The sequence below is a fragment of the Sphingobium xenophagum genome (assembly GCF_002288285.1).
Taxonomy (GTDB): domain Bacteria; phylum Pseudomonadota; class Alphaproteobacteria; order Sphingomonadales; family Sphingomonadaceae; genus Sphingobium; species Sphingobium xenophagum.
Window position 1 is genome coordinate 1892483 of sequence record NZ_CP022745.1, and the last position, 20181, is coordinate 1912663.

A 20181-nucleotide genomic window follows, 5' to 3' on the forward strand; every position below is an offset into this window, starting at 1 on the left:
CGCAAGTGGTCACCGTCGCCGCCGTTAAGGCGCTAATCATCTTCGCCGCGAAAAAGGGCATCAACGTCTTCCGGCCGCATTCGCTTGAGTTTTTCATCGAGTTTGCGATCAAAGCCGCGATCATTTGGTTCCTCGCCTTTTTGCGCCTTCCGCCCGATCTGCCGCAGATAGTGGGCAGTCGCTTCGGTCAACCGCAACTTCTTCTGGCGAACTTTCATGGGCTTGAAAATATCACGATGGGCGACGTCTGCAATCGGGATGTGCACGGCACGGCGGGAGCGGCAAAAATTGGTCGTCACCCGCCATCACCACTGCCGTCATCCTGACGAAAGTCAGGATCCACTGGCTCTACCTCTCGTAGAATCACGACCGCCCGGTGAAGGGATCCCGGATCAAGTCCGGGATGACGGAGAGTGCGAACGCAATATCGCAACACAGAAAAAGGGCGGCACCTTTCGGCACCGCCCTATATCCGCCAGCCCAAAGGCCAGCCGGTCAGCCTCGCATGAAGCGAGGCATCCCGATTACTTGAGTTCGACGGTTGCGCCGGCTTCTTCAAGCTGCTTCTTGACCTTCTCGGCCTCTTCCTTGTTCACGCCTTCCTTGATCGCCTTGGGAGCCGACTCAACCAGGGTCTTGGCTTCGGTCAGGCCCAGGCCGGTGATGGCGCGGACTTCCTTGATGACGTTGATCTTCTTGCCACCGTCGCCGGTCAGGATCACGTCGAATTCGGTCTGCTCTTCAGCAGCGGCGGCGGCGGGGCCAGCGGCGGGGCCAGCGACGGCGACGGCTGCGGCGGCGCTAACGCCCCACTTTTCTTCCAGAGCCTTCGACAGGTCGGCGGCTTCGAGGACGGTCAGGGCCGAAAGCTGTTCGACCAGTGCGTTGATGTCTGCCATGATATTTTTCCTTCTAAACGGGGTGAACCCCGCAATATGTTGAAACGATTACAGGAAGCTGGTTGCGACCGATCAGGCCGCTTCCTTCTCCGCATAGGCGTTGAAGACACGAGCGAGCTGCGAAGCCGGCGTCTGGATGACGGTGGCGAGCTTGGTTGCCGGGGCCTGGATGAGGCCGACAATCTTTGCACGCAGTTCGTCCAGCGAGGGCATCGATGCGAGCGCCTTGACGCCATTTGCATCGAGCAGCACACCGCCCATTGCGCCGCCAACGATCTCAAGCTTGTCGTTGGTCTTGGCGAAATCGATCACCACCTTGGCGGCGGCGACCGGATCGGCCGAGGTGGCCAGCGCAACCGGGCCGGTCAGCATGGAGCTGATCGTTTCGTATTGCGTGTCCTTCAGCGCGATCTTGGCGAGCTTGTTCTTCGTAACCTTGTAGGACGCGCCAGCTTCGCGCATCTTCTGCCGCAGGATCGTCGACTGTGCGACGGTCATGCCCAGGTTACGTGTGACCACGACAACACCCAGGTCGGCAAAAGTAGCGTTCAGCGTGGTGACGACCTCAGATTTCTGATTACGATCCATGCCATTCTCCACTTCATGTCCACCGGAAAACCCGATGAACGGCAAAAACCCGCGTGCAAGCACACGGGATGTTTAGTCCGAAGGGGAGAGATCGACTGGCCGTTCGTCCATATGAAGGAAAGCGGCAGACCCGAAACAGACCGTGATGGCCCGCCCGGTAAAGAACTTTTCCCCGTCTAGGCTGGACATTAAGAGGGGCAGATTCCCCTCACCAACTGTCTCGGACGGTGAACCCGCAAGGGGTTCGCTGCGGGGCCATTAGCGGGGAAGGGGCGCAATGTCACGCGGAAATTCCTGACACCGTTCGCCCTGAGCGAAGCAAGGTGCCTTCGCCTCCGCTCAGGGGAAGGCTTCGACTTCACTCAGCCCGAACGGCTGATGCCTTAAACCCTGTCCGCCTGTACCACTGTGTCGAGCGCGCGCAGCGCGGACAATATCCGCATCAGATGCTGGGCGTCGGCGACTTCCAGGTCGATGATGTCGGTGTGGAACGGGCCTTCGCGGTTGACCAGTTGCAGGTTGAGGATGTTCGCCTTGGTCGCGCCGAACACATTGGTGACCGCGGCCAGCGCGCCCGGCTGGTTCTGGACGATGACCTGCAATCGCGCGGTGCCGCCCTTCGACTTGCTGTCCCATGACAGGTCGACCCAGTCGTCATCCTGCCCCGCTTCGAGCGTGCGGCAGTCGATCGTGTGCACCTCGATCGGCCCGCCGGTGCGGCGGATGCCGACGATGCGGTCGCCCGGCACCGGGTGGCAGCAATCGGACAGGCTGTAGGCGATGCCCGGTGTCAGCCCACGGATGGAGATGGGCGCATGCTGGCGCGGATGGGATTGTTCCATGTCCTTGCCCGTGGTGGAGCCGGGAACCAGCGCCTCCATCACTTCCGAATCGAGCAGCCGATGCGTCGCGATCGCCACCATCAGCGCGGCGCGATCATCGAGCTTCAATCGCTTGAGCGCCGCCTTGAGCGCCTTGTCGCCCAGTTCGCTGGCCAGATCGGGAGAGAAGCGGCCGACGATTTCCTCATACAGTTTTTCGCCCAGCGCGACTTCCTCGCCACGCTGCTTCTGACGAATATAGCGGCGGATCGCCGCGCGCGCCTTGCCGGTGATGGCGAAGGTCAGCCAGCCCGGCTGCGGTTCCTGCCCGTCGGATTTGAGGATTTCGACCTGATCGCCATTGTCCAGGCTGGTGCGCAGCGGCACGACCCGTCCGTTGACCTTCGCGCCCACTGTCTGGTTGCCGAGCGAGGTATGCACCGCATAGGCGAAGTCCACCGGGGTCGATCCCTTGGGCAGCTGGTGCAGTTCCCCCTTGGGCGAGAAGGCGAAGATGCGGTCCTGATACATGGCCATGCGGGTATGTTCGAGCAGCTCGTCCGCATCCTGGCTCTGTTCCAATATTTCGACCAGATCGCGCAGCCATGCCGCATTACGGTCGCTCGCGTCGCCCTTCTGCTTGTAGGCCCAATGCGCTGCCAGTCCGAGTTCGGCGTCATGATGCATGTCGCGGCTGCGGATCTGCACCTCGATCCGGGCATTGTCCTGATGGATGACGGTGGTGTGCAGCGAGCGATAGCCGTTGCGCTTGGGCGTGGAGATATAATCCTTGAACCGGCCCGGCACCATCTTGAACGTCTGGTGGATGACGCCCAGCGCGCGGTAGCAGTCCGCGGTCGTCTCGGTAATCACGCGGAACGCCATCACGTCGGTCAGCTGTTCAAAGCTGATATGGCGCTCCTGCATCTTCTTCCAGATCGAGAAGGGATGTTTTTCGCGCCCCGACACGGTGACCGGAATGTCCGATCCGCCCAGCAACAGCTGCAATTCCGCGCCGATCCGGTCGACCTTGTCATGGCCGCCTTCCTTCAGCTGCTCCAGCCGCCGGGTGATGCTGGCATAGGCTTCCGGCTCAATCTCGCGAAAGGCCAGCAACTGCATTTCGCGCATGAAGTCATACATGCCGATCCGTTCCGCGAGCGGCGCGTAGATATCCATCGTCTCCTTGGCGATGCGGCGGCGCTTGTCGGGATTCTTGATGAAATGCAGCGTGCGCATATTGTGCAGCCGGTCGGCCAGCTTGACCAGCAGCACCCGGATGTCGTCCGACATGGCGAGCAGGAATTTGCGGAGATTTTCCGCCGCCCGCTCATTTTCGCTCATCGCCTCGATCTTGGAGAGCTTGGTCACGCCATCGACCATGCGCGCGACATCCTTGCCGAACGCCGCCTCTATCTCCGCATAGGTGACCAGCGTATCCTCGATCGTGTCGTGTAGCAGCGCGGTCACGATCGTCTGGTCGTCCAGCCCGAAATCAGTGAGGATGCCCGCCACCTCGATCGGGTGGCTGAAATAGGGGTCGCCGCTGGCGCGCTTCTGGCTGCCATGCTTCTGGACCGAAAAGACATAGGCGCGGTTGATCATCGCTTCATCCGCGTTGGGATCATAGCGTTTGACGCGCTCGACTAGTTCATACTGGCGTAACATCGTTTCCCGATTGTGTGGGAAGTGCCTTGCAGCGCAACAAAAAAATCCCATCTGCCCTAAATACACAGCGCTTTTGCAACTGTCGCTGCTTTGGGCTATCTAGTCATCACCATGAAACATAATCTGGCACAGGATCTGGAACAATGCGCGCTCCCCAGTGCGCTGGAGGCGATGGGAGAGCGCTGGTCTTTCCTTATCCTGCGTGGCGCCCTGTCGGGAATCCGCCATTTCGAGGAGTTTCAGTCGACGCTGGGAATCGCCCGCAACATCCTGGCCAACCGCCTCGCCCGGCTGGTCGAAAACGGCATCATGCTGCGCCAACCCATGCAGTGCGACCGGCGCAAGGTGGAATATCGCCTGACGGAAAAGGGGCGGGAACTGGCCCCGGTCATGATCGCCCTGCGCCAGTGGGGCGAAAAATGGAGCTGCGGCACCGTGTCGTGCCAGGTGCTGGCCGACCGGCGCGACGGCTTGCCGATCCGCAGGGTCACGATACAGGCGCATGACGGGCGCGAACTGGACCTGAACGATCTGGTCTGGCTGTGTCCCGACCAAGTCACCCCGATGGCGGAGGATTCCGCTGCCGCCGCCTGACGGGCGGGCGCAACGCGGCCAGGGTGAGGACGTCCTGGGCGGCGGCGGCTTCACCAGCCGCTTCAAATCGCCTAGGCTGCCTGCAATGTCTGTTCATCCCTTTCAGCCCCAGCCCTTTTTCGCGGACAAGAATCGCGCCTTCTGGAACCTGCAATCGCTGGGCTGGGCCGGCGCGTTCCTGTTGCGCGGATCGTCCACCATCGCCAATGGCCAGCCGCTATCCAGCCTGGTGCCGGTGCTGATTTCCACCGTCACCGGCTATTCGGTGACGTTGTTGATCGCGGTGATGTTTCGCTTCCTGCTCAAGCGCAAACCGATCGTCACCTGGGGCGCATCGATCCTGACGGTCGTGGCCGCCGCCGCGCTGGTCGCCTTTATCGACGCCTGGGTCTTTTCGACCCAGAACAAGGGCAGCGAGACGGCGGGGCTGCAACTGTTCCTGGGCGCTTTCTATCTGTCGATGACGCTATTGGGCGCATGGTCGGCGCTCTATTATGCAATCAATTTCTATCTTACGGTGGAGGAGCAGGCCGACCAGCTGCTCCATCTGGAAAATCAGGCGTCGAGCGCGCAGCTGGCGATGCTCCGCTACCAGCTCAACCCGCATTTCCTGTTCAACACGCTCAATTCCATCTCCACGCTGGTGCTGCTCAAACAGACCGATCGTGCCAATGCGATGCTCTCGCGCCTGTCCTCCTTTTTGCGCTACACCCTCATCAACGAGCCGACCGCGCAGGTGACGATCGAGCAGGAGATAGAGACGCTCAAACTCTATCTGGAGATTGAGAAGATGCGGTTCGAGGACCGGCTGCGTCCGGTATTCACCATCGACCCGGCGGTCGCGCGGGCGCGCCTGCCATCCCTGCTGCTTCAGCCGTTGGTCGAAAATGCGATCAAATATGCCGTGACGCCCAAGGAGGAGGGGGCGGACATAACCGTCAGCGCGCAGCCTGCCGGTGAAAATGTGCGGATCGTCGTATCCGATACCGGGCCGGGATTGAATGAAAGCGGAATGAAGCCACACATTGCCGTCAGCGAAGGGACGGGCGTGGGCCTGCCAAACATCCGCGACCGGCTCATTCAGGCTTTCGGGGAACGACAGAGCTTTGAAACACGTTCAAGTCCCGGCGGTTTTTCGGTGATCATCGAAATCCCGCTCAATTTGGAAGATTCATCGAAAGTGGCCGCATGACCATCAGAACAATCCTCGTCGACGACGAAAGCCTTGCTACGCAAGGGCTTATGCTGCGTCTGCAAGCGCATGAGGATGTCGAAATTATCGAAACCTGCAACAATGGGCGCGAAGCGATCCGCGCTATCAAGACGCATAAGCCCGACCTTGTGTTCCTGGACATCCAGATGCCCGGTTTTGACGGATTTTCCGTCGTTCAGGGGATCATGGAAGTCGAACCGCCGCTCTTCATCTTCGTCACCGCCTATATGGACCATGCGATTCGCGCGTTCGAGGCGCAGGCGGTCGATTATCTGCTGAAACCCGTGGAGGAAGGCCGTCTGGCCGACGCACTCGACCGGGTGCGCCTGCGCCTGTCGGACAAGCGGCAGGTGCAGGAAGCGGAGAAGCTGCGCGAGGTGCTGGCTGAAGTCGCGCCCCAGGCGATGAGCGACTTCATCGTGGCGGAGGAGGAAGGTCCGGCGTCCAATCGCTTCGAAAAGCTCATCAACATCAAGGATCGCGGCCAGATTTTCCGCGTCGATGTCGATTCGATCGAGCGGATCGATGCAGCGGGCGACTATATGTGCATCTACACCGCCGACAATAGCCTGATCCTGCGCGAAACCATGAAGGATCTGGAAAAGCGGCTCGACCCGCGCAATTTCCAGCGCGTCCATCGCTCCACCATCGTGAATCTCAGTCAGGTGAAGCAGGTCAAGCCGCACACCAATGGCGAATGTTTCCTGGTGCTGGAATCAGGCGCCCAGGTAAAGGTCAGCCGCTCCTACCGCGACGTGGTGGCGCGGTTCGTGCATTAAATAGAACATCGTATTCCCGCGCAGTCTGGAATCCAGTTCGCAGAACGGGACTGGGTTCCCGCCTGCGCGGGAACACGGCTTATGTGGCGATATCCTCAAACAGGTCGCGCCACGTTGGGTTCATTTCCTCGATCACACGCAGCTTCCATTTGCGCTCCCATTTCTTCATCCGCAACTCGCGCTGGCGCGCTTCCTGAATGTCGTCATAGGCTTCGTACCAGACCAGCAAGTGGCAGCGATATTTGGCGCTGAATTCACCGCCAAAGCCGTTGCGATGTTGCCAGGCCCGTTGAACGAGATCGCTGGTCACGCCGAGATACAGTGTCCCATTCTGGCTGCTTGCCATCAGATAGACGTAACCGGGCTTGGTCATGCCGAAATTCTACCGTGTTCCCGCGCAGGCGGGAACCCAGTCCAGAGGGCGGACCCAGGCTCCCGCCTGCGCGGGAGCAGGCTGTGTTAAAAATTGCCCAATGGACTATTTGAACACCCATTGGCGGTTCAGTCCGAACATGACTGCGGGCGTTACGAAGATCATTGCCGGGATCGGCGACCATTCGGGCCAGCCCATATGGGTCACGCACAGCCATACCCACAGGGCGTTGAGCGCATAGCTGACCAGTGACACCGCGACGAAGCGGATGCCGCGCGATGCGGCCTTGTCGCGGGTGCCGTGGCCGCGGAAGGTGAAGGCGCTGTGGCTGACATAGCCGATGACGACCGCCGCGCCATAGCCGATCAGATTGGCCAGTTGCGGATGCAGACCGGCGAGCGCGGCGAGGCTCCAGTAGATGACCGCCTGACAGGCGGTGACGAACAGGCCGGTCACGCCATAGCGGACGATTTGCCAGAAGAGCGCGCGATGCTGCGGTGAAAGTCGGTTGATGATGGCCATGGTCCCCGTTGCGCTTTGCCACGGCTCGTTTAGGGGGCATGAATGAGCTTGAAAAGCGCCGATACCCTGCGCGCGCGGGTGACCCATATTTGGCCTGTCCTGCTGGCGTGGAGCGCGCGGCACTGGAAGTGGCTGACCTTCCTTATCTGGATCGCGATTGCGGTCGCCATGGTCGTCAGCCGCTGGCCCGCCATACACTGGCTGGTGCTGGGCGATACGGACGACAATATCCGCTATGTGCAGGTGAAGGACTGGCTGGCCGGGCAGGGGTGGTACGACCTGCGCCAATATCGGCTCGATCCGCCGGGCGGCGCCAATATCCACTGGTCGCGTCTGGTCGATATTCCCATTGCCGGGCTGATCCTGTTCTTCCGCGCCTTTGTCGACCAGGGGCTGGCCGATCGGCTGGCCTGCGGCATCGCGCCGCTGCTGCCGCTGTTGCTGCTGATGCTCAGCCTGGGCTTTATCGGGCGGCGGCTGGCCGGGCCGCATGGCTGGTTGCTGGCCGCGCTTGCCCCGCTGGCCGCGCAGATGGGGCTGGGCATGTATGCGCCGATGCGGATCGACCATCATGGCTGGCAACTGGCGCTGGCGGTGACGATGCTGGCCGGCGTCATCGACACCAACCGGCTGCGCGGCGGGGTGATGGCTGGCGTCAGCAGTGCGCTGTCGATCGCGATCGGCATGGAGATGATCGTCTATCTGGCGGCGGGCGGCGGGCTGATCGCGCTGCGCTGGGTGTTCCGCGAAGGGGCGGAACGGCGGATGCTGCCTTATGCGCTCAGCCTGGGCGGGGCGACTTCGCTCTGCTATCTGCTGTTCGCCAGCTATGCCAATCGCGCGATGGTGTGCGATGCGATTTCGCCCATCTGGGTGGCGGTGTTCGGCGCGGCGTCGGCGGGCATGGTGCTGCTCTCGCTTGCCCCTTTGCGCGGCTGGGCGATGCGGCTGGCGGCAGGCGCAGTCGTGGGCGGCGCGGTGGCGGCCTTCTTCTGGCTGAACTGGCCGCAATGCCTGAGTCCCTATCAGATTTCGCCCGAACTCGAACGACTGTGGCTGGCCAATATCCGGGAGGCCAAGCCGATCACCGCGCAGGCGCAAAGCCTGGTCGTGCCGCTGCTGGCGATTCCGCTGGCGGGGCTGGTCGGGCTGATCTGGGCCTTGTGGGATGCGCGGCGCGATGCGGAGCGGCTATGGGCCTGGGCGACTGTCGGCCTGATGATGCTTTTTTCCACCGCCTTGCTGTTCTGGCAGTTGCGCGCGGGGCCAGCGGCGCAGCTGCTGGCGATCCCGCCTGCTGCCTGGGCCTCGCACCGGCTGATCGTCGCGATCTTTACCGGCACGCGCCGGGTGCGAATCGCGGCGGGGGCAGGGGTGGCGCTGCTGGCGGCGATCGCCTGCGCCTATCCGCTCTATCCGCAGATCATGCGCGGATGGGCGGAATTGACCGGCAACAAGCCCAGGCCCTGGCGGCCATCTGCCATCGCCCGCAACGATGCGATCAAGAAAGCCAATAGCCGGTGTCGCACGCTGCCCGCGCTGGAGGTGCTGGACCAATTGCCCCCCGCGACCATCTTCACCATGGTCGATCTGGGGCCGCGCCTGATCGCGACGACGCATCATAGTGCGCTGGCCGGTCCCTATCATCGCAATGGTGCGACGATCCTGGACATGCACCACGCCTATGACGGCCCGGCCGATGCCTTCCGCCCCATCGCGGCGCGGCATCACGCGACCTATTTGCTGGTGTGCCCCAATTTCCCCGAAGGCACGATCTATCAGTCGCGCAGCCCGCAGGGTTTCTATGCCGACCTGATGCGGGGCGCAATTCCGCGCTGGCTGGTGCCGGTGACGCTGAACAGCGGCATGACATTGCCCTATCAGCTCTACCGCATCGATTATTCAGCGTCGGGCGGCAAAAAAGTCCCTGAGCAGCGCTGAGGCTTCGGCTTCGGCCAATCCGCCATAGACTTCGGGCCGGTGCAGGCATTGCGGCTGAGCGAACAGGCGCGGCCCCTGCTCGATCGCGCCGCCCTTGGGATCGCCCACGGCATAATATAGCCGCGCGATCCGGGCGTGGGAAATGGCCCCCGCGCACATCGGGCAAGGCTCCAGTGTGACCCACAGGTCGCAGCCTGTCAGGCGGAAATCGCCCAGATGGATGGCCGCCGCCCGCATCGCGACGATTTCGGCATGGGCGGTGGGATCATGATCGCGGCGGTTGCGATTCTCGCCCTCGCCAATGATGATGCCGTTTCTGGTCACCACCGCGCCGATCGGCACTTCGCCCGCCGTTTCGGCCGCGCGGGCCAGCGCCAGCGCGCGGCGCATCGGATCAGGCAAGGGAAAGGGCGAGGACATGACATCCCCGCCCTTACAGCATCTTGCCCGTCACGCGAACTCAGGGTTTCTTGACGGCGACAGTCGGCACTTCGACGGTTTCGTTGCGGGTGCCAACCTCTACCTTGGCGACGCTGGCTTCATATTTGGGAAGCGCGCCTTCCTTGACGGCGATTTCGGGAAGCCGTCCGTCCCGCGTTTTCTGCAAGTCGATGAAGCCGGTGGCGATGCCGCCAGCCAGCACGAGCAACAGAATGATCAACAGCCCGCCAATGAATCGCATTTCAACCTCCCATATGTTACGGGGCGACAACGCTTCGCCGCGCAAAAGGGTTGCGACACGCCGAGCGGCGGGTTGACGGCCAGAGGGAATCCCGTTATCGGCGCGGCTTTCCGAACGAACCCGAATTACAAGGTTGATTGACTATGTCGCGCATTTGCGAGCTGACCGGCAAGGGTCGCCAGGTGGGTCACAATGTTTCCCACGCCAATAACAAGACCAAGCGGGTGTTCCTGCCGAACCTGCAGAATGTTTCGCTGATCTCCGAAGCGCTGGAAACCAGCGTGAAGCTGCGCGTGTCGACCCATGGTCTGCGTTCGGTCGAACATAATGGCGGCCTGGACAACTGGCTGCTCAAGACCAGCGACGACAAGCTGTCGCTCAAGGCGCGTCGCCTGAAGCGCGACATCGTCAAGAAGCAGGCTGCCGCAGCCGCCTGATTTCTCGATTCGTTTCGGCATAAGAAGCGGCCCCGCAACGGGCCGCTTTTTTGCGTGCGAATGGGGTGCAGGGTGGCCCGCAAGCCGCGCCTTTCTGCGCTTCCGGTGCTCACGTACTGAAGTACGCTGGGCGCCGGTTCTCGAAATTCACGACTTGCGATCCACCCTGCACCCCATTCGCAGCTATCAATCCAGCCCGAATTTCAGCAGCAAGGTCCGCTGGAAAAATTCGTGATTGTCGTCGGACACGACCCAGATGATCGTCCGTCCGTTCTCCCGGCTGATCGCCAGTCCTTCGAAATTGTCGGCCAGCAGCGGCGGGGCGAGGCGGGCGAGGGTGCGGGCCTTTAGTTCCATGCCCGGTTCCAGCCGTTCGGGCAGGTCGACGATCGCGATCGTCGCGGTGAACAGTTCCTGCAAGGTCAGGCGGCGATTGAGGACCAGCAGGTGCCGCGCATCCAGCGCCACAGCGTCGGTCGGGCGATAGCCCTGCGGCGGGGTGTAGCGCAGATGGATCGGATCGGCGGTGTCGCTTTCTGCCGGGTCGCCGGGAAATAGCAGCGTGTCATGACGCCCATCGGCCGTCATCCCCATCTCGCCGATTGCGATGAAGCGGCCATCGGGCAGGCGCGCGAGTGATTCGATCGATCCGGTCGGGGGCCATGCCATGATCTGCGGCCAGGTGCGGCACGCCTCCACCCGCGCAAAGCCGGGCGCATAGCGGCAGATTGCCTGCTGCAATTCGAACCCCACCCAATAACGGTCGGTCGCACGATCATGGGTCAGCGATTCTGAATCCCAGGCCCACCAGGGGCGATCGCGGTCCTGTGGCCGAATGGGCAGGGGGGCGATGAACGGGCGGCGGCGCGTTTCGCCCGGCCCGACATGCAGCCCCATCAATATGCCGGAATCGCTCAAGGCCAGCACATCGCCCGGCGGCGAGACCAGCATGGCGGAAATGCCGCCAAAGCCCGGATTGGCGCTGCGCAGTTCCCAACCGCCCAGATAGGCAAGCGCGCCCACACGCCGCAGCGCAGGATCGTTGGTGCTGAGCGGCAGCGCGCGCGTGGTCACGAGCAGCGCGCCCGGCTGCACGGTTGCGGGCTTGCTGTTGTGCGGGGCGGGCAGCAGCAGGATGGCGAGCGCCAGGACGATCAGGATTCGCGACATTCCCTTCGCCATAGGATAATATCCTGCCGGGCGCAGCAGGCGGTTGTGCGCTTCGAATTGTGCTTTTCAGCGGAGGTCGACTCTGAACCATGGCTGTCAGCCCCATTCAGGGTCGGCTCAAGGCGAATCGGTCATAAGACGATCATGACTGGCGAAACCCGTGCGTGGGACGCGCCAAGGCATTGATGGTTTTGGAAGGAGCAACGCCATGAAGATGAAGTTTCTGATCAATATGGGAGCCGCTCTGGCAATGGGCGCTGCTTCCCTGGCCGTGACTGCAACCCCGGCTATGGCCCGCGATGGCTATTATCGCGGTTATGACCGTGGCGACTATTATCGCGGTGACCGTTATCGCGGCTATCGCGGCGACCGCTATTATCGCGGCAATGACCGCTATTATCGCAACAACGCCTATCGTGGTGGCTATCGCGGCGGTTATCGCTGCCGGGACAATGGCACGGGTGGCACCATCATTGGTGCGATCGCCGGTGGCCTGCTGGGCAACGAGGTCGGCAAGGGTTCGGGCCGCTATGGCCGTCGCGGTGACGGCACGACCGGCGCGATCATTGGCGCAGGCGTCGGTGCCCTGGCGGGTCGCGCGATCGATCGCGATTGCTGAGCGGGTGATGTGAGGCCTGCGGTTTCCGCAGGATAAGGGAAAGGCCGTCTCTTGTGAGGCGGCCTTTCTGCGTCAGGGGTTGGAGGCTGGCGCTGGCGCTACCCGGCCGCGATCGGCGCGGGCCGCCGTGCTGGCCGCCGGATTGAGACCTGCGTTATCATTTTGCGCCGCCCCCTTTTGTGCGTCGAGCATCGCCGCTGCATCATTGAGCGCACTGGCTTCGCTGGCGCTGACCCCGCCGACGCCATCGGGCGACCCCGAACCGCAAGCCGTTAGCGACAGCAGCGCCGTGGCGATGAAGATGGTGCGGATCATCAATCGGTCCCCAATGGAAAAGGGGCCGCTCCGTTTCCGGCGCGACCCCCAATCAAATTCTGAAAAGTCCAGCTGGACTTACATCGCGTTCGCGACGTTGTTGGTCGCGTTCGACGCAGCGTTGGCGGCATTGTCGGCGGCGTTCATCGCAGCGTTCATGGCGTTGTCAGCAGCATTCGATGCGTTCTCAGCCGAGTTGGCGGCGTTGTTGGCAGCGTTTTCCGCGCCACCCGAGCAGGCGGCCAGGCCGAGCGAAGCAGCGAGAACGAGCGAAAGAGCGATAGACTTGGTCATGGGCAGAAACCCCTCTCTGAGAATAAAAACGGTGCAGACCACTCTCGGAGAAAAGCTCACCCCCCATTGCGCCTGCGCATCGATTCGTAATGCTTTGGATGATGCAAGGCAATCCCATTCCTGCAATCCGGGCCGCAAAGCCGGGCGCTTTTGTTCGCAGTTGCGGAAATTCTGCGGGCATTGACGTATATAAAGATTTCTTTATATGATGCCGCCATGCACACGGCACTCGATATTTTCCGGGCACTTGGCGACCCGACGCGGCTGCGCATCATCCACCTGCTGCGCGCGATGGAGCTGGCCGTGGGGGAGATTGCGCAGGTCGTGGGGCAAAGCCAGCCGCGCGTGTCGCGCCATGTCCGTATCCTGGCCGAAGCTGGCCTTGTGGAACGGCGCAAGGAAGGCAATTGGGTATTCCTGCGGCTGGGCAAGGGGGACGATGTTGCGCCCTTCATCGCGCTGTTCGACCGGCTGACGCCGTCGGAAAGCGAAACATTGTGGCAGGCGGCCGATCTGGCGCGACTGGCGGCGGTGCGGGCGGATCGGGCACGCGCTGCGGAGGATTATTTCGCCGACCATGCCGAAGAATGGGACGCGATCCGCTCGCTCCATGTGGCCGAGGCGGATGTAGAGGCGGCGATGACAGCGCTGCTGGAGCGTGAGCCGATCGGCCACTTGCTCGACATCGGTACTGGCACCGGGCGGATGATCGAGCTGTTCGGCGGCGCGGCGCAGGCAGTGACCGCGATCGACCGCAGCCCCGACATGCTGCGGCTGGCGCGGACCAAGCTGCCTGAGGATGCGCGCGACAAATATGCGCTGCTGCTGGGTGATTTTGGCGCGTTGCCGCTGGAGCCGGGCAGCGTGGATACGGTCGTGCTGCATCAGGTGCTGCATTATGCGCAGGCGCCTGAGCAGGTGATAGGGGAGGCTGCGCGTGTCACTGCGGCCGATGGCCGGGTGCTGATCGCCGACTTCGCGCCGCATGAGCGGGAGGAGTTGCGCGTGCGCGACCAGCATGCGCGGCTAGGCTTTTCCGACGAACAGATGGAAGGCTGGTTCGCCGCTGCGGGCCTGCAACTGGAACGGGTGGAGACTTTGCCCGGCCATGAACTGACGGTGCAACTGTGGCTGGGGCGACGCAAGGGCGCGCCCGTCCGGCAGCAAGAAGGACGGATTTCCGCATGACTTTGAACGATCCCGCCGCGCCGCTCTATGCGGACCTTGCGGGCGACTGCCATGTCAGCTTTGAATTTTTCCCGCCCAAGACGGAAAAGATGGAAGCGCAGTTGTGGTCGGCGATCGAAACGCTGACGCCGCTCCAGCCCAAATTCGTGTCCGTAACCTATGGCGCGGGCGGATCGACCCGTGAGCGCACGCATAATACGGTCGCCCGGATCGCGCGGGAAACGCCGCTGGCCGCCGCCGCGCACCTGACCTGCGTGGGCGCGAGCAAGGCGGAAATCGGCGAGATTGCAGACGCCTATTGGGAGGCGGGGGTGCGCCATATCGTGGCGCTGCGCGGCGATCCGCCCGAAGTGGGCGGGACGTTCGAGCCGCACCCGGAGGGTTACAAGGGCGCAGCCGAACTGGTCGAAGGGCTGATGCAGCGCCATCCGTTCGAAATTTCCGTGTCCGCCTATCCAGAGGTGCATCCCGAAGCGGCGAGCGCGCAGAGCGACCTTGATAATCTCAAGCGCAAGCTGGACGCCGGGGCGACCCGTGCGATCACGCAATTCTTCTTCACCCCCGACGCCTATTTCCGTTTCCTGGACAAGACTTTGGCGGCGGGGATCAAGGCGGACATCGTACCCGGCATCATGCCGGTCAGCAATTTCGCCGCGACGCAGCGCATGGCGGCGATGTGCAATACGCAGGTGCCCAGCTGGATGGGCCGCCTGTTCGAAGGGCTGGACGATCATCCCGCATCGCGCCAGCTGGTGTCGGCGACGATCGCGGCGGAACTGTGTCGCAGCCTTTACGGCGGGGGCGTGCGCGATTTTCATTTCTACACGCTCAACCGCGCTGAACTGAGTTTTGCGATCTGCCATTTGCTGGGCCTGCGGGCGGCGGCGAGCAATGGGGGAACGGCATGATCTATCCTCATCCGTTCGCCCTGAGCTTGTCGAAGGGTTCCACCGACCGCAGGGAGGTGTCTTTGCCTCCGCTCAGACAAGGGCTTCGACTGCGCTCAGCCCGAACGGAGTTTTTGATATGACAGCCGAACAGACATTGCGGGCGCTGGCCGCAGACAAGATCCTGATCTTCGACGGCGGCTATGGCACGTCGATCCAGAAACATGGCCTGACCGAGGCGGATTATCGCGGCACGCTCGACCTGCCCAAGGATCAGAAGGGCAATAACGACCTGCTCTGCCTGACCCGTCCCGACATCGTGGAAGGTATCCACAGCGCCTATCTGGACGCGGGCGCGGACATGATCGAAACCAATACGTTCAGCTCGACCAAGATCGCGATGGCCGATTATGGCTGCGAACATCTGGTGTGGGACATCAACATCGCCGCTGCGAAGCTGGCGCGCACCGCGTGCGAAAAGGCAACGGCCAAGGATGGCAGACCCCGCTTCGTCTGCGGTTCGATCGGCCCGACGAACAAGACGCTGTCCATATCCCCCGACGTCAACGACCCCGCTTTCCGCGAGGTCGACTTCGACACGCTGAAAGCCGATTATCGCGAGCAATGTGACGCGCTGATCGCGGGCGGGGTCGATTTCCTGCTGGTCGAAACCTGCTTCGACACGCTCAACGCCAAGGCGGCGGGCATGGCCGCGCGCGAGGCAGAGGAAGCGGCTGGCCGCTCCGTGCCGCTGATGCTCAGCTTCACCATCACCGACATGTCGGGCCGGAATCTCTCAGGCCACACGATCAACGCCTTCTGGTATTCGCTGCGCCATCTGAAGCCGCTCACCATCGGGGTGAACTGCGCGTTCGGCGCGGATCTGTTGCGGCCCTACCTCGCTGAACTGTCCAAAAATGCCGACACGCTGATCCTGGCCTATCCCAATGCGGGCCTGCCCAATGAACTGGGGCAATATGACGAGATGCCCGCCACCACCGCGCGGCTGATCCGCGAATGGGTGGACGAAGGGCTGGTCAACATGGTCGGTGGCTGTTGTGGCACGACGCCCGCGCATATCGGTGCGGTGGCCAAGGCGCTGGAAGGACACAAGCCGCGCGCGGTACCGCAATTGCCCGTCGTTACGCGGTTGGCGGGGCTGGAGCCGATGCATATCGCTGCCTAATACCATCCTCCCCTCGATAGCGTGATACCCCTCCCCCTAAGGGGGAGGATTTTTGGAAGAAGCGAATGACCACCAAATCCACCGCCAGCTTCGTCAATGTCGGCGAACGCACCAATGTTACCGGATCAGCCAAGTTCAAGAAGCTGATCATGGCGGGCAATTATGCCGCTGCGATCGACATTGCGCGCGAGCAGGTGGAAAATGGCGCGCAGATCGTCGACGTCAACATGGACGAGGGGCTGCTCGATGCGGTCGAGGCCATGACGACCTTCCTCAAGCTGATGACGTCGGAGCCGGACATCAGCCGCGTGCCAGTGATGATCGACAGCTCCAAATGGGAGGTGATCGAAGCGGGCCTCAAATGCGTGTCGGGCAAGCCGATCGTCAATTCGATCAGCATGAAGGAGGGCGAGGAGGCCTTCCTGTTCCATGCCCGCAAATGCATGGCCTATGGCGCCGCCGCGGTCATCATGGCCTTTGACGAAACGGGGCAGGCCGATACCAAGGCGCGCAAGGTCGAGATTTGCGAGCGCGCCTACAAGCTGCTGATGACCATCGGCTTTCCGCCGGAAGATATCATCTTCGATCCCAATATCTTCGCGGTCGCGACGGGGATCGAGGAGCACAACAACTACGGCGTCGACTTCATCGAGGCCTGCCGCGAGATCAAGGCGCGCTGCCCGCACGTCCATATCTCCGGCGGCCTGTCGAACCTCAGCTTCTCGTTCCGAGGCAACGAGCCCGTCCGCCGCGCGATGCACAGCGTATTCCTCTATCATGCCATCCCCGCTGGCCTCGACATGGCGATCGTCAATGCAGGACAACTCGACGTCTATGACACGATCGATCCCGAACTGCGCACTGCGTGCGAGGATGTCGTCCTGAACCGCGACCCGGAAGCGGGCGACCGTCTGGTCACGCTGGCGGAAAAATATCGCGGCACCGACGCGGTCGCCGACAAGGCCGCCGAAGCCTGGCGCAGCTGGCCGGTCGCCAAGCGGCTGGAACATGCGCTGGTCAAGGGCATCGACATGTATGTCGTCGACGATACGGAGGAAGCGCGCCTGTCCGCCGACAAGCCGATCGAGGTGATCGAAGGGCCGTTGATGGACGGCATGAACGTGGTTGGCGACCTGTTCGGCGCGGGCAAGATGTTCCTGCCCCAGGTGGTCAAGTCCGCCCGCGTCATGAAGAAAGCGGTCGCGCACCTGCTGCCCTTTATCGAGGCCGCCAAGGAACCGGGCGCCAAGGGCAAGGGCAAGATCATCATGGCCACGGTCAAGGGCGACGTCCATGACATTGGCAAGAATATCGTCGGCGTGGTCCTTCAGTGCAACGGCTTTGAGGTCATCGACATGGGCGTGATGGTCCCCTGGCCCGACATCATCAAGGCGGCGAACGAGAATGACGCCGACATGATCGGCCTGTCCGGCCTTATCACGCCCTCGCTGGACGAGATGGTGACAGTGGCTACCGAAATGCAGCGCGCGGGCATGACCATGCCGGTGCTGATCGGCGGCGCGACGACGTCCAAGGTGCATACCGCGCTGCGCATCGACCCGTCCTATACTGGCCCGGTGGTCCATGTGCTGGACGCCAGTCGCGCGGTCGGGGTGGCGACGGCGCTCGTCTCCGAAACGCAGCGCAATGATTTCGTCCAGAAGACCAAGGATGATTATGAGCATGTCCGCGTCGCCCGCGCGAACAAGGGGCAGAGCGCGCTCGTCAGCCTGGAGGACGCGCGTGCCAATGCGTTCGAGATTGACGAGAGCCTGAAAGCGCCGCGCCCGCGCCTGCCGGGCGTCCATCGCTTCCCCGACTGGGATCTGAAGGATCTCGTCCAATATATCGACTGGACCCCATTCTTCCGTGCCTGGGAACTGGCGGGCAATTATCCCGCGATCCTGACCGATCCGGTGGTGGGCGAAAGTGCGTCCAGCCTGTTTGCCGATGCGCAGGCGATGCTGGACAGGATCGTCAACGAAAAATGGCTGGTCGCGCGCGGGGTTGCGGGCTTGTGGCCGTGCCGTCGCGAAGGCGACGACATCATCGTCCATGTCGAGGATGAGAAGCACTACACCCTGCCGATGCTGCGTCAGCAGATCCAGAAGCGCGAAGGCCGGGCGAATATGTGCCTTGCCGACTTCATCAGCCATGACGGCGACTGGATGGGTGGCTTTGCCGTCGGGATGCACGGCATCGAGCCGCATCTCGCCCGGTTCAAGGCGGCGATCGATGACTATTCGGACATACTTTTGAAAGCGCTGGCCGATCGCCTTGCCGAAGCCTTTGCCGAACGCCTGCACCATTATGTCCGCACGGCGCTGTGGGGCTATGCGGAGGGCGAACAGCTTACCAACGAAGCCCTGATCAAGGAACAATATCGCGGCATCCGCCCCGCGCCGGGCTATCCCGCCTGTCCCGAACATAGTCTGAAACCCATATTGTTCGAGATGCTGGACGCCCATCACGCCACCGGCATCACGCTGACGGAGAGTTTTGCGATGCTCCCCACCGCTGCGGTCAGCGGCTTCTATTTCGGCCATGCTCAGGCGGAATATTTCGGCGTGGCCCGTGTCGGCCGCGACCAGCTGGAGGATTATGCGGTGCGGCGGGGGATCGATATTGATACGGCGGAGCGCTATTTGAGGCCGAACCTGGATTGAGGGGGCGGGCGACCGGGCGGTCTCTCTCCAACATCGACTGGGGCGGCGAAGGTTGCGTTGAACGCCGGGCTTGGGCAGACCTGTGCGAACGATCGTGATCCTCAAGGAATTGACATGCTGTTGGTCGGTGACCCTGTCCCCTCATTCTTCGCTCGAGGAATCACAAATCCCCGGTTTTCATTCGACAGCGCAGCCGGGCGCTACATCGTCGTTACGTTCCTGGGCAGCGGTGCTTCTCCCGGCGCGCAGGCGTTTCTGGCGGCCATGCACGCCGAAACCAAGTGCCTGGATGACCGGTTTGCATGTGCGTTCATCGTCACGAACGACCCGCGCGACGAACAGAGCGGGTTGCTGACGGAGCGTCAGCCCGGAATTCGGCTATTCCTCGACTTCGACCTGGAGATGGCGACATTATTCGGGGCTGTCGGGCGCCAGAAGGACAATGGCTCCGCCGTGGCGCTCATGACCTGGATACTTGACCCAGGCATGCGCGTACTCAGGATTTTGCCGATCAATGACCTGGCGACGCATTATGACGACATATGTGCTGCGCTGGACGGGCAACCGGCGCCGAAGGCGGATATGGATGCATGGGCGCCCATATTGGTGGTGCCCAACGTGCTGGAACCGGATTTCTGCCATAAGCTGATCACCTATGCCGAAACGGTCGGGCTGAACGACAGCGGCTATATGAAAACGGACCCAAAGACCGGCGAGACGGTCCAGGTGCTCGATCATGTCCACAAGCGCCGGTCCGACTGCAGCATTGATGACGAGCAGCTGCGCAATGCGTTGAAAGCGCGCATTCGCCGGCGGCTTGTTCCGCCGATCGCCAGGGCATTTCAGTTCACGGTGTCCCGGATGGAGCGATACATCGTTGCGCGCTATGATTCCAAGTCCGGGGGACATTTTCGCCCTCACAAGGACAATACGACGCTGGGAACGGCGCATCGCAGATTTGCGGTTTCCATCGGTCTCGACGCTGATCGCTATGAGGGCGGGGATCTGCGGTTCCCCGAATTTGGCCCGCGCACCTATCGGCCCCCGACCGGCGGGGCGATCATATTCTCCTGCTCGCTGCTCCACGAAGTTCTGCCCGTGACCAGTGGGGAGCGATATGCGGTTCTGCCATTTCTATATGATGAAGCGGCGGCCCAGATCAGGCTGGAAAATGCCAAGCATCTTCAGGATGCCGGACTGCGGGAAAATGTCATCCAGTCCGTGACGGGCGATTCCAGGTCCAAGGCGGAATAGGGCGCTTCTTCCGCACCTCCCCCCCTGGCCAAAAAGGGCGCCCGGTTGCCCGGACGCCCTTCTTCGTTTCGTAAGGAAAGGGGAT

22 protein-coding genes are annotated in these 20181 nt (G+C 62.3%); 12 read left to right on the forward strand and 10 right to left on the reverse strand.

Annotated features, from left to right (window positions below):
* The first annotated feature begins 5 nt into the window (after positions 1–5).
* The gene (locus tag CJD35_RS22375; RefSeq protein WP_017181079.1) at positions 6–326 is read left to right on the forward strand and encodes a hypothetical protein; all 321 of its coding nucleotides are present in this window, start codon (positions 6–8) and stop codon (positions 324–326) included.
* Between the two features lie 198 nt (positions 327–524).
* On the opposite strand, the gene rplL is transcribed toward CJD35_RS22375, so the two are convergent.
* The 3 genes from rplL to CJD35_RS09325 form a co-directional block, all read right to left on the reverse strand.
* Positions 525–899: a 50S ribosomal protein L7/L12 gene (gene rplL, locus CJD35_RS09315; protein WP_017181080.1), complete on the reverse strand. Its 375-nt coding sequence runs from the start codon at positions 897–899 to the stop codon at positions 525–527.
* 72 nt (positions 900–971) lie between these two features.
* Complete coding sequence (rplJ, locus tag CJD35_RS09320) at positions 972–1487, reverse strand: 50S ribosomal protein L10 (protein ID WP_017181081.1); 516 nt, start codon at positions 1485–1487, stop codon at positions 972–974.
* A gap of 383 nt (positions 1488–1870) precedes the next feature.
* Complete coding sequence (locus CJD35_RS09325) at positions 1871–3976, reverse strand: RelA/SpoT family protein (protein WP_017181082.1); 2106 nt, start codon at positions 3974–3976, stop codon at positions 1871–1873.
* Positions 3977–4087: 111 nt separating this feature from the next.
* Here CJD35_RS09325 and CJD35_RS09330 point away from each other — a divergent pair, with 111 nt between their 5' ends.
* The 3 genes from CJD35_RS09330 (at position 4088) to CJD35_RS09340 (ending at position 6562) form a co-directional block, all read left to right on the forward strand.
* The gene (locus CJD35_RS09330) at positions 4088–4570 is read left to right on the forward strand and encodes a winged helix-turn-helix transcriptional regulator (RefSeq protein WP_019053964.1); all 483 of its coding nucleotides are present in this window, start codon (positions 4088–4090) and stop codon (positions 4568–4570) included.
* A gap of 85 nt (positions 4571–4655) precedes the next feature.
* On the forward strand, positions 4656–5762 hold the full coding sequence (locus CJD35_RS09335; RefSeq protein ID WP_017181084.1) for a sensor histidine kinase: 1107 nt from the start codon (positions 4656–4658) through the stop codon (positions 5760–5762).
* On the forward strand, positions 5759–6562 hold the full coding sequence (locus CJD35_RS09340; RefSeq protein ID WP_017181085.1) for a LytR/AlgR family response regulator transcription factor: 804 nt from the start codon (positions 5759–5761) through the stop codon (positions 6560–6562). Before CJD35_RS09335 ends, CJD35_RS09340 begins: the two co-directional genes overlap by 4 nt.
* A gap of 79 nt (positions 6563–6641) precedes the next feature.
* Here CJD35_RS09340 and CJD35_RS09345 read toward each other — a convergent pair whose 3' ends face one another.
* Positions 6642–6935 carry a GIY-YIG nuclease family protein gene (locus CJD35_RS09345; protein ID WP_017181086.1) on the reverse strand — a complete coding sequence of 98 codons (294 nt, stop codon included), beginning with the start codon at positions 6933–6935 and terminating at the stop codon, positions 6642–6644.
* A 105-nt stretch (positions 6936–7040) separates the two neighbouring features.
* Entirely contained in the window at positions 7041–7457 is a 417-nt protein-coding gene (locus CJD35_RS09350; RefSeq protein ID WP_017181087.1) for a GtrA family protein, read from the reverse strand.
* Positions 7458–7499: 42 nt separating this feature from the next.
* On the opposite strand from CJD35_RS09350, the gene CJD35_RS09355 reads away from it, so the two are divergent.
* Positions 7500–9398, forward strand: coding sequence for a hypothetical protein (locus CJD35_RS09355; RefSeq protein ID WP_017181088.1), 1899 nt, complete (start codon positions 7500–7502; stop codon positions 9396–9398).
* Here CJD35_RS09355 and CJD35_RS09360 read toward each other — a convergent pair.
* A complete protein-coding gene (locus CJD35_RS09360; protein ID WP_017181089.1) occupies positions 9360–9818 on the reverse strand; it encodes a nucleoside deaminase in 459 nt (152 codons plus the stop codon). The two genes, CJD35_RS09355 and CJD35_RS09360, sit on opposite strands and share 39 nt — an antisense overlap.
* A gap of 40 nt (positions 9819–9858) precedes the next feature.
* Positions 9859–10080, reverse strand: a complete 222-nt coding sequence (locus tag CJD35_RS09365) for a hypothetical protein (protein WP_017181090.1) — start codon at positions 10078–10080, stop codon at positions 9859–9861.
* A 143-nt stretch (positions 10081–10223) separates the two neighbouring features.
* Here CJD35_RS09365 and rpmB point away from each other — a divergent pair, with 143 nt between their 5' ends.
* The gene (rpmB, locus tag CJD35_RS09370) at positions 10224–10517 is read left to right on the forward strand and encodes a 50S ribosomal protein L28 (protein WP_017181091.1); all 294 of its coding nucleotides are present in this window, start codon (positions 10224–10226) and stop codon (positions 10515–10517) included.
* Positions 10518–10703: 186 nt separating this feature from the next.
* Here the strand turns inward: rpmB and CJD35_RS09375 are convergent, their stop codons facing one another.
* Complete coding sequence (locus CJD35_RS09375) at positions 10704–11687, reverse strand: esterase-like activity of phytase family protein (RefSeq protein ID WP_017181092.1); 984 nt, start codon at positions 11685–11687, stop codon at positions 10704–10706.
* Between the two features lie 208 nt (positions 11688–11895).
* Here CJD35_RS09375 and CJD35_RS09380 point away from each other — a divergent pair, with 208 nt between their 5' ends.
* Positions 11896–12306, forward strand: coding sequence for a glycine zipper 2TM domain-containing protein (locus tag CJD35_RS09380; RefSeq protein WP_017181093.1), 411 nt, complete (start codon positions 11896–11898; stop codon positions 12304–12306).
* A gap of 72 nt (positions 12307–12378) precedes the next feature.
* On the opposite strand, the gene CJD35_RS09385 is transcribed toward CJD35_RS09380, so the two are convergent.
* Both CJD35_RS09385 and CJD35_RS09390 read right to left on the reverse strand, forming a co-directional pair.
* Positions 12379–12621: a hypothetical protein gene (locus tag CJD35_RS09385; protein ID WP_017181094.1), complete on the reverse strand. Its 243-nt coding sequence runs from the start codon at positions 12619–12621 to the stop codon at positions 12379–12381.
* Between the two features lie 78 nt (positions 12622–12699).
* Positions 12700–12915 carry a hypothetical protein gene (locus CJD35_RS09390; protein WP_017181095.1) on the reverse strand — a complete coding sequence of 72 codons (216 nt, stop codon included), beginning with the start codon at positions 12913–12915 and terminating at the stop codon, positions 12700–12702.
* A gap of 216 nt (positions 12916–13131) precedes the next feature.
* On the opposite strand from CJD35_RS09390, the gene CJD35_RS09395 reads away from it, so the two are divergent.
* From CJD35_RS09395 to CJD35_RS09415, 5 genes are all read left to right on the forward strand, one after another.
* Positions 13132–14103: an ArsR/SmtB family transcription factor gene (locus CJD35_RS09395; protein WP_017181096.1), complete on the forward strand. Its 972-nt coding sequence runs from the start codon at positions 13132–13134 to the stop codon at positions 14101–14103.
* The gene (gene metF, locus CJD35_RS09400) at positions 14100–15011 is read left to right on the forward strand and encodes a methylenetetrahydrofolate reductase (protein ID WP_017181097.1); all 912 of its coding nucleotides are present in this window, start codon (positions 14100–14102) and stop codon (positions 15009–15011) included. Before CJD35_RS09395 ends, metF begins: the two co-directional genes overlap by 4 nt.
* A 118-nt stretch (positions 15012–15129) precedes the next feature.
* A complete protein-coding gene (locus CJD35_RS09405; protein ID WP_017181098.1) occupies positions 15130–16176 on the forward strand; it encodes a homocysteine S-methyltransferase family protein in 1047 nt (348 codons plus the stop codon).
* 65 nt (positions 16177–16241) lie between these two features.
* The gene (metH, locus tag CJD35_RS09410) at positions 16242–18842 is read left to right on the forward strand and encodes a methionine synthase (RefSeq protein ID WP_017181099.1); all 2601 of its coding nucleotides are present in this window, start codon (positions 16242–16244) and stop codon (positions 18840–18842) included.
* A 114-nt stretch (positions 18843–18956) separates the two neighbouring features.
* On the forward strand, positions 18957–20096 hold the full coding sequence (locus tag CJD35_RS09415) for a 2OG-Fe(II) oxygenase family protein (protein ID WP_017181100.1): 1140 nt from the start codon (positions 18957–18959) through the stop codon (positions 20094–20096).
* The last annotated feature ends 85 nt before the right edge of the window (positions 20097–20181 follow it).

Bases quoted from the DNA above. Each gene is read 5' to 3' on its own strand.
- rplL (WP_017181080.1), bottom strand. From the start codon at position 899: ATGGCAGACATCAACGCACTGGTCGAACAGCTTTCGGCCCTGACCGTC.
- rplJ (WP_017181081.1), bottom strand. From the start codon at position 1,487: ATGGATCGTAATCAGAAATCTGAGGTCGTCACCACGCTGAACGCTACT.
- CJD35_RS09325 (WP_017181082.1), bottom strand. From the start codon at position 3,976: ATGTTACGCCAGTATGAACTAGTCGAGCGCGTCAAACGCTATGATCCC.
- CJD35_RS09330 (WP_019053964.1), top strand. From the start codon at position 4,088: ATGAAACATAATCTGGCACAGGATCTGGAACAATGCGCGCTCCCCAGT.
- CJD35_RS09335 (WP_017181084.1), top strand. From the start codon at position 4,656: ATGTCTGTTCATCCCTTTCAGCCCCAGCCCTTTTTCGCGGACAAGAAT.
- CJD35_RS09340 (WP_017181085.1), top strand. From the start codon at position 5,759: ATGACCATCAGAACAATCCTCGTCGACGACGAAAGCCTTGCTACGCAA.
- CJD35_RS09345 (WP_017181086.1), bottom strand. From the start codon at position 6,935: ATGACCAAGCCCGGTTACGTCTATCTGATGGCAAGCAGCCAGAATGGG.
- CJD35_RS09350 (WP_017181087.1), bottom strand. From the start codon at position 7,457: ATGGCCATCATCAACCGACTTTCACCGCAGCATCGCGCGCTCTTCTGG.
- CJD35_RS09355 (WP_017181088.1), top strand. From the start codon at position 7,500: ATGAGCTTGAAAAGCGCCGATACCCTGCGCGCGCGGGTGACCCATATT.
- CJD35_RS09360 (WP_017181089.1), bottom strand. From the start codon at position 9,818: ATGTCCTCGCCCTTTCCCTTGCCTGATCCGATGCGCCGCGCGCTGGCG.
- CJD35_RS09365 (WP_017181090.1), bottom strand. From the start codon at position 10,080: ATGCGATTCATTGGCGGGCTGTTGATCATTCTGTTGCTCGTGCTGGCT.
- rpmB (WP_017181091.1), top strand. From the start codon at position 10,224: ATGTCGCGCATTTGCGAGCTGACCGGCAAGGGTCGCCAGGTGGGTCAC.
- CJD35_RS09375 (WP_017181092.1), bottom strand. From the start codon at position 11,687: ATGTCGCGAATCCTGATCGTCCTGGCGCTCGCCATCCTGCTGCTGCCC.
- CJD35_RS09380 (WP_017181093.1), top strand. From the start codon at position 11,896: ATGAAGATGAAGTTTCTGATCAATATGGGAGCCGCTCTGGCAATGGGC.
- CJD35_RS09385 (WP_017181094.1), bottom strand. From the start codon at position 12,621: ATGATCCGCACCATCTTCATCGCCACGGCGCTGCTGTCGCTAACGGCT.
- CJD35_RS09390 (WP_017181095.1), bottom strand. From the start codon at position 12,915: ATGACCAAGTCTATCGCTCTTTCGCTCGTTCTCGCTGCTTCGCTCGGC.
- CJD35_RS09395 (WP_017181096.1), top strand. From the start codon at position 13,132: ATGCACACGGCACTCGATATTTTCCGGGCACTTGGCGACCCGACGCGG.
- metF (WP_017181097.1), top strand. From the start codon at position 14,100: ATGACTTTGAACGATCCCGCCGCGCCGCTCTATGCGGACCTTGCGGGC.
- CJD35_RS09405 (WP_017181098.1), top strand. From the start codon at position 15,130: ATGACAGCCGAACAGACATTGCGGGCGCTGGCCGCAGACAAGATCCTG.
- metH (WP_017181099.1), top strand. From the start codon at position 16,242: ATGACCACCAAATCCACCGCCAGCTTCGTCAATGTCGGCGAACGCACC.
- CJD35_RS09415 (WP_017181100.1), top strand. From the start codon at position 18,957: ATGCTGTTGGTCGGTGACCCTGTCCCCTCATTCTTCGCTCGAGGAATC.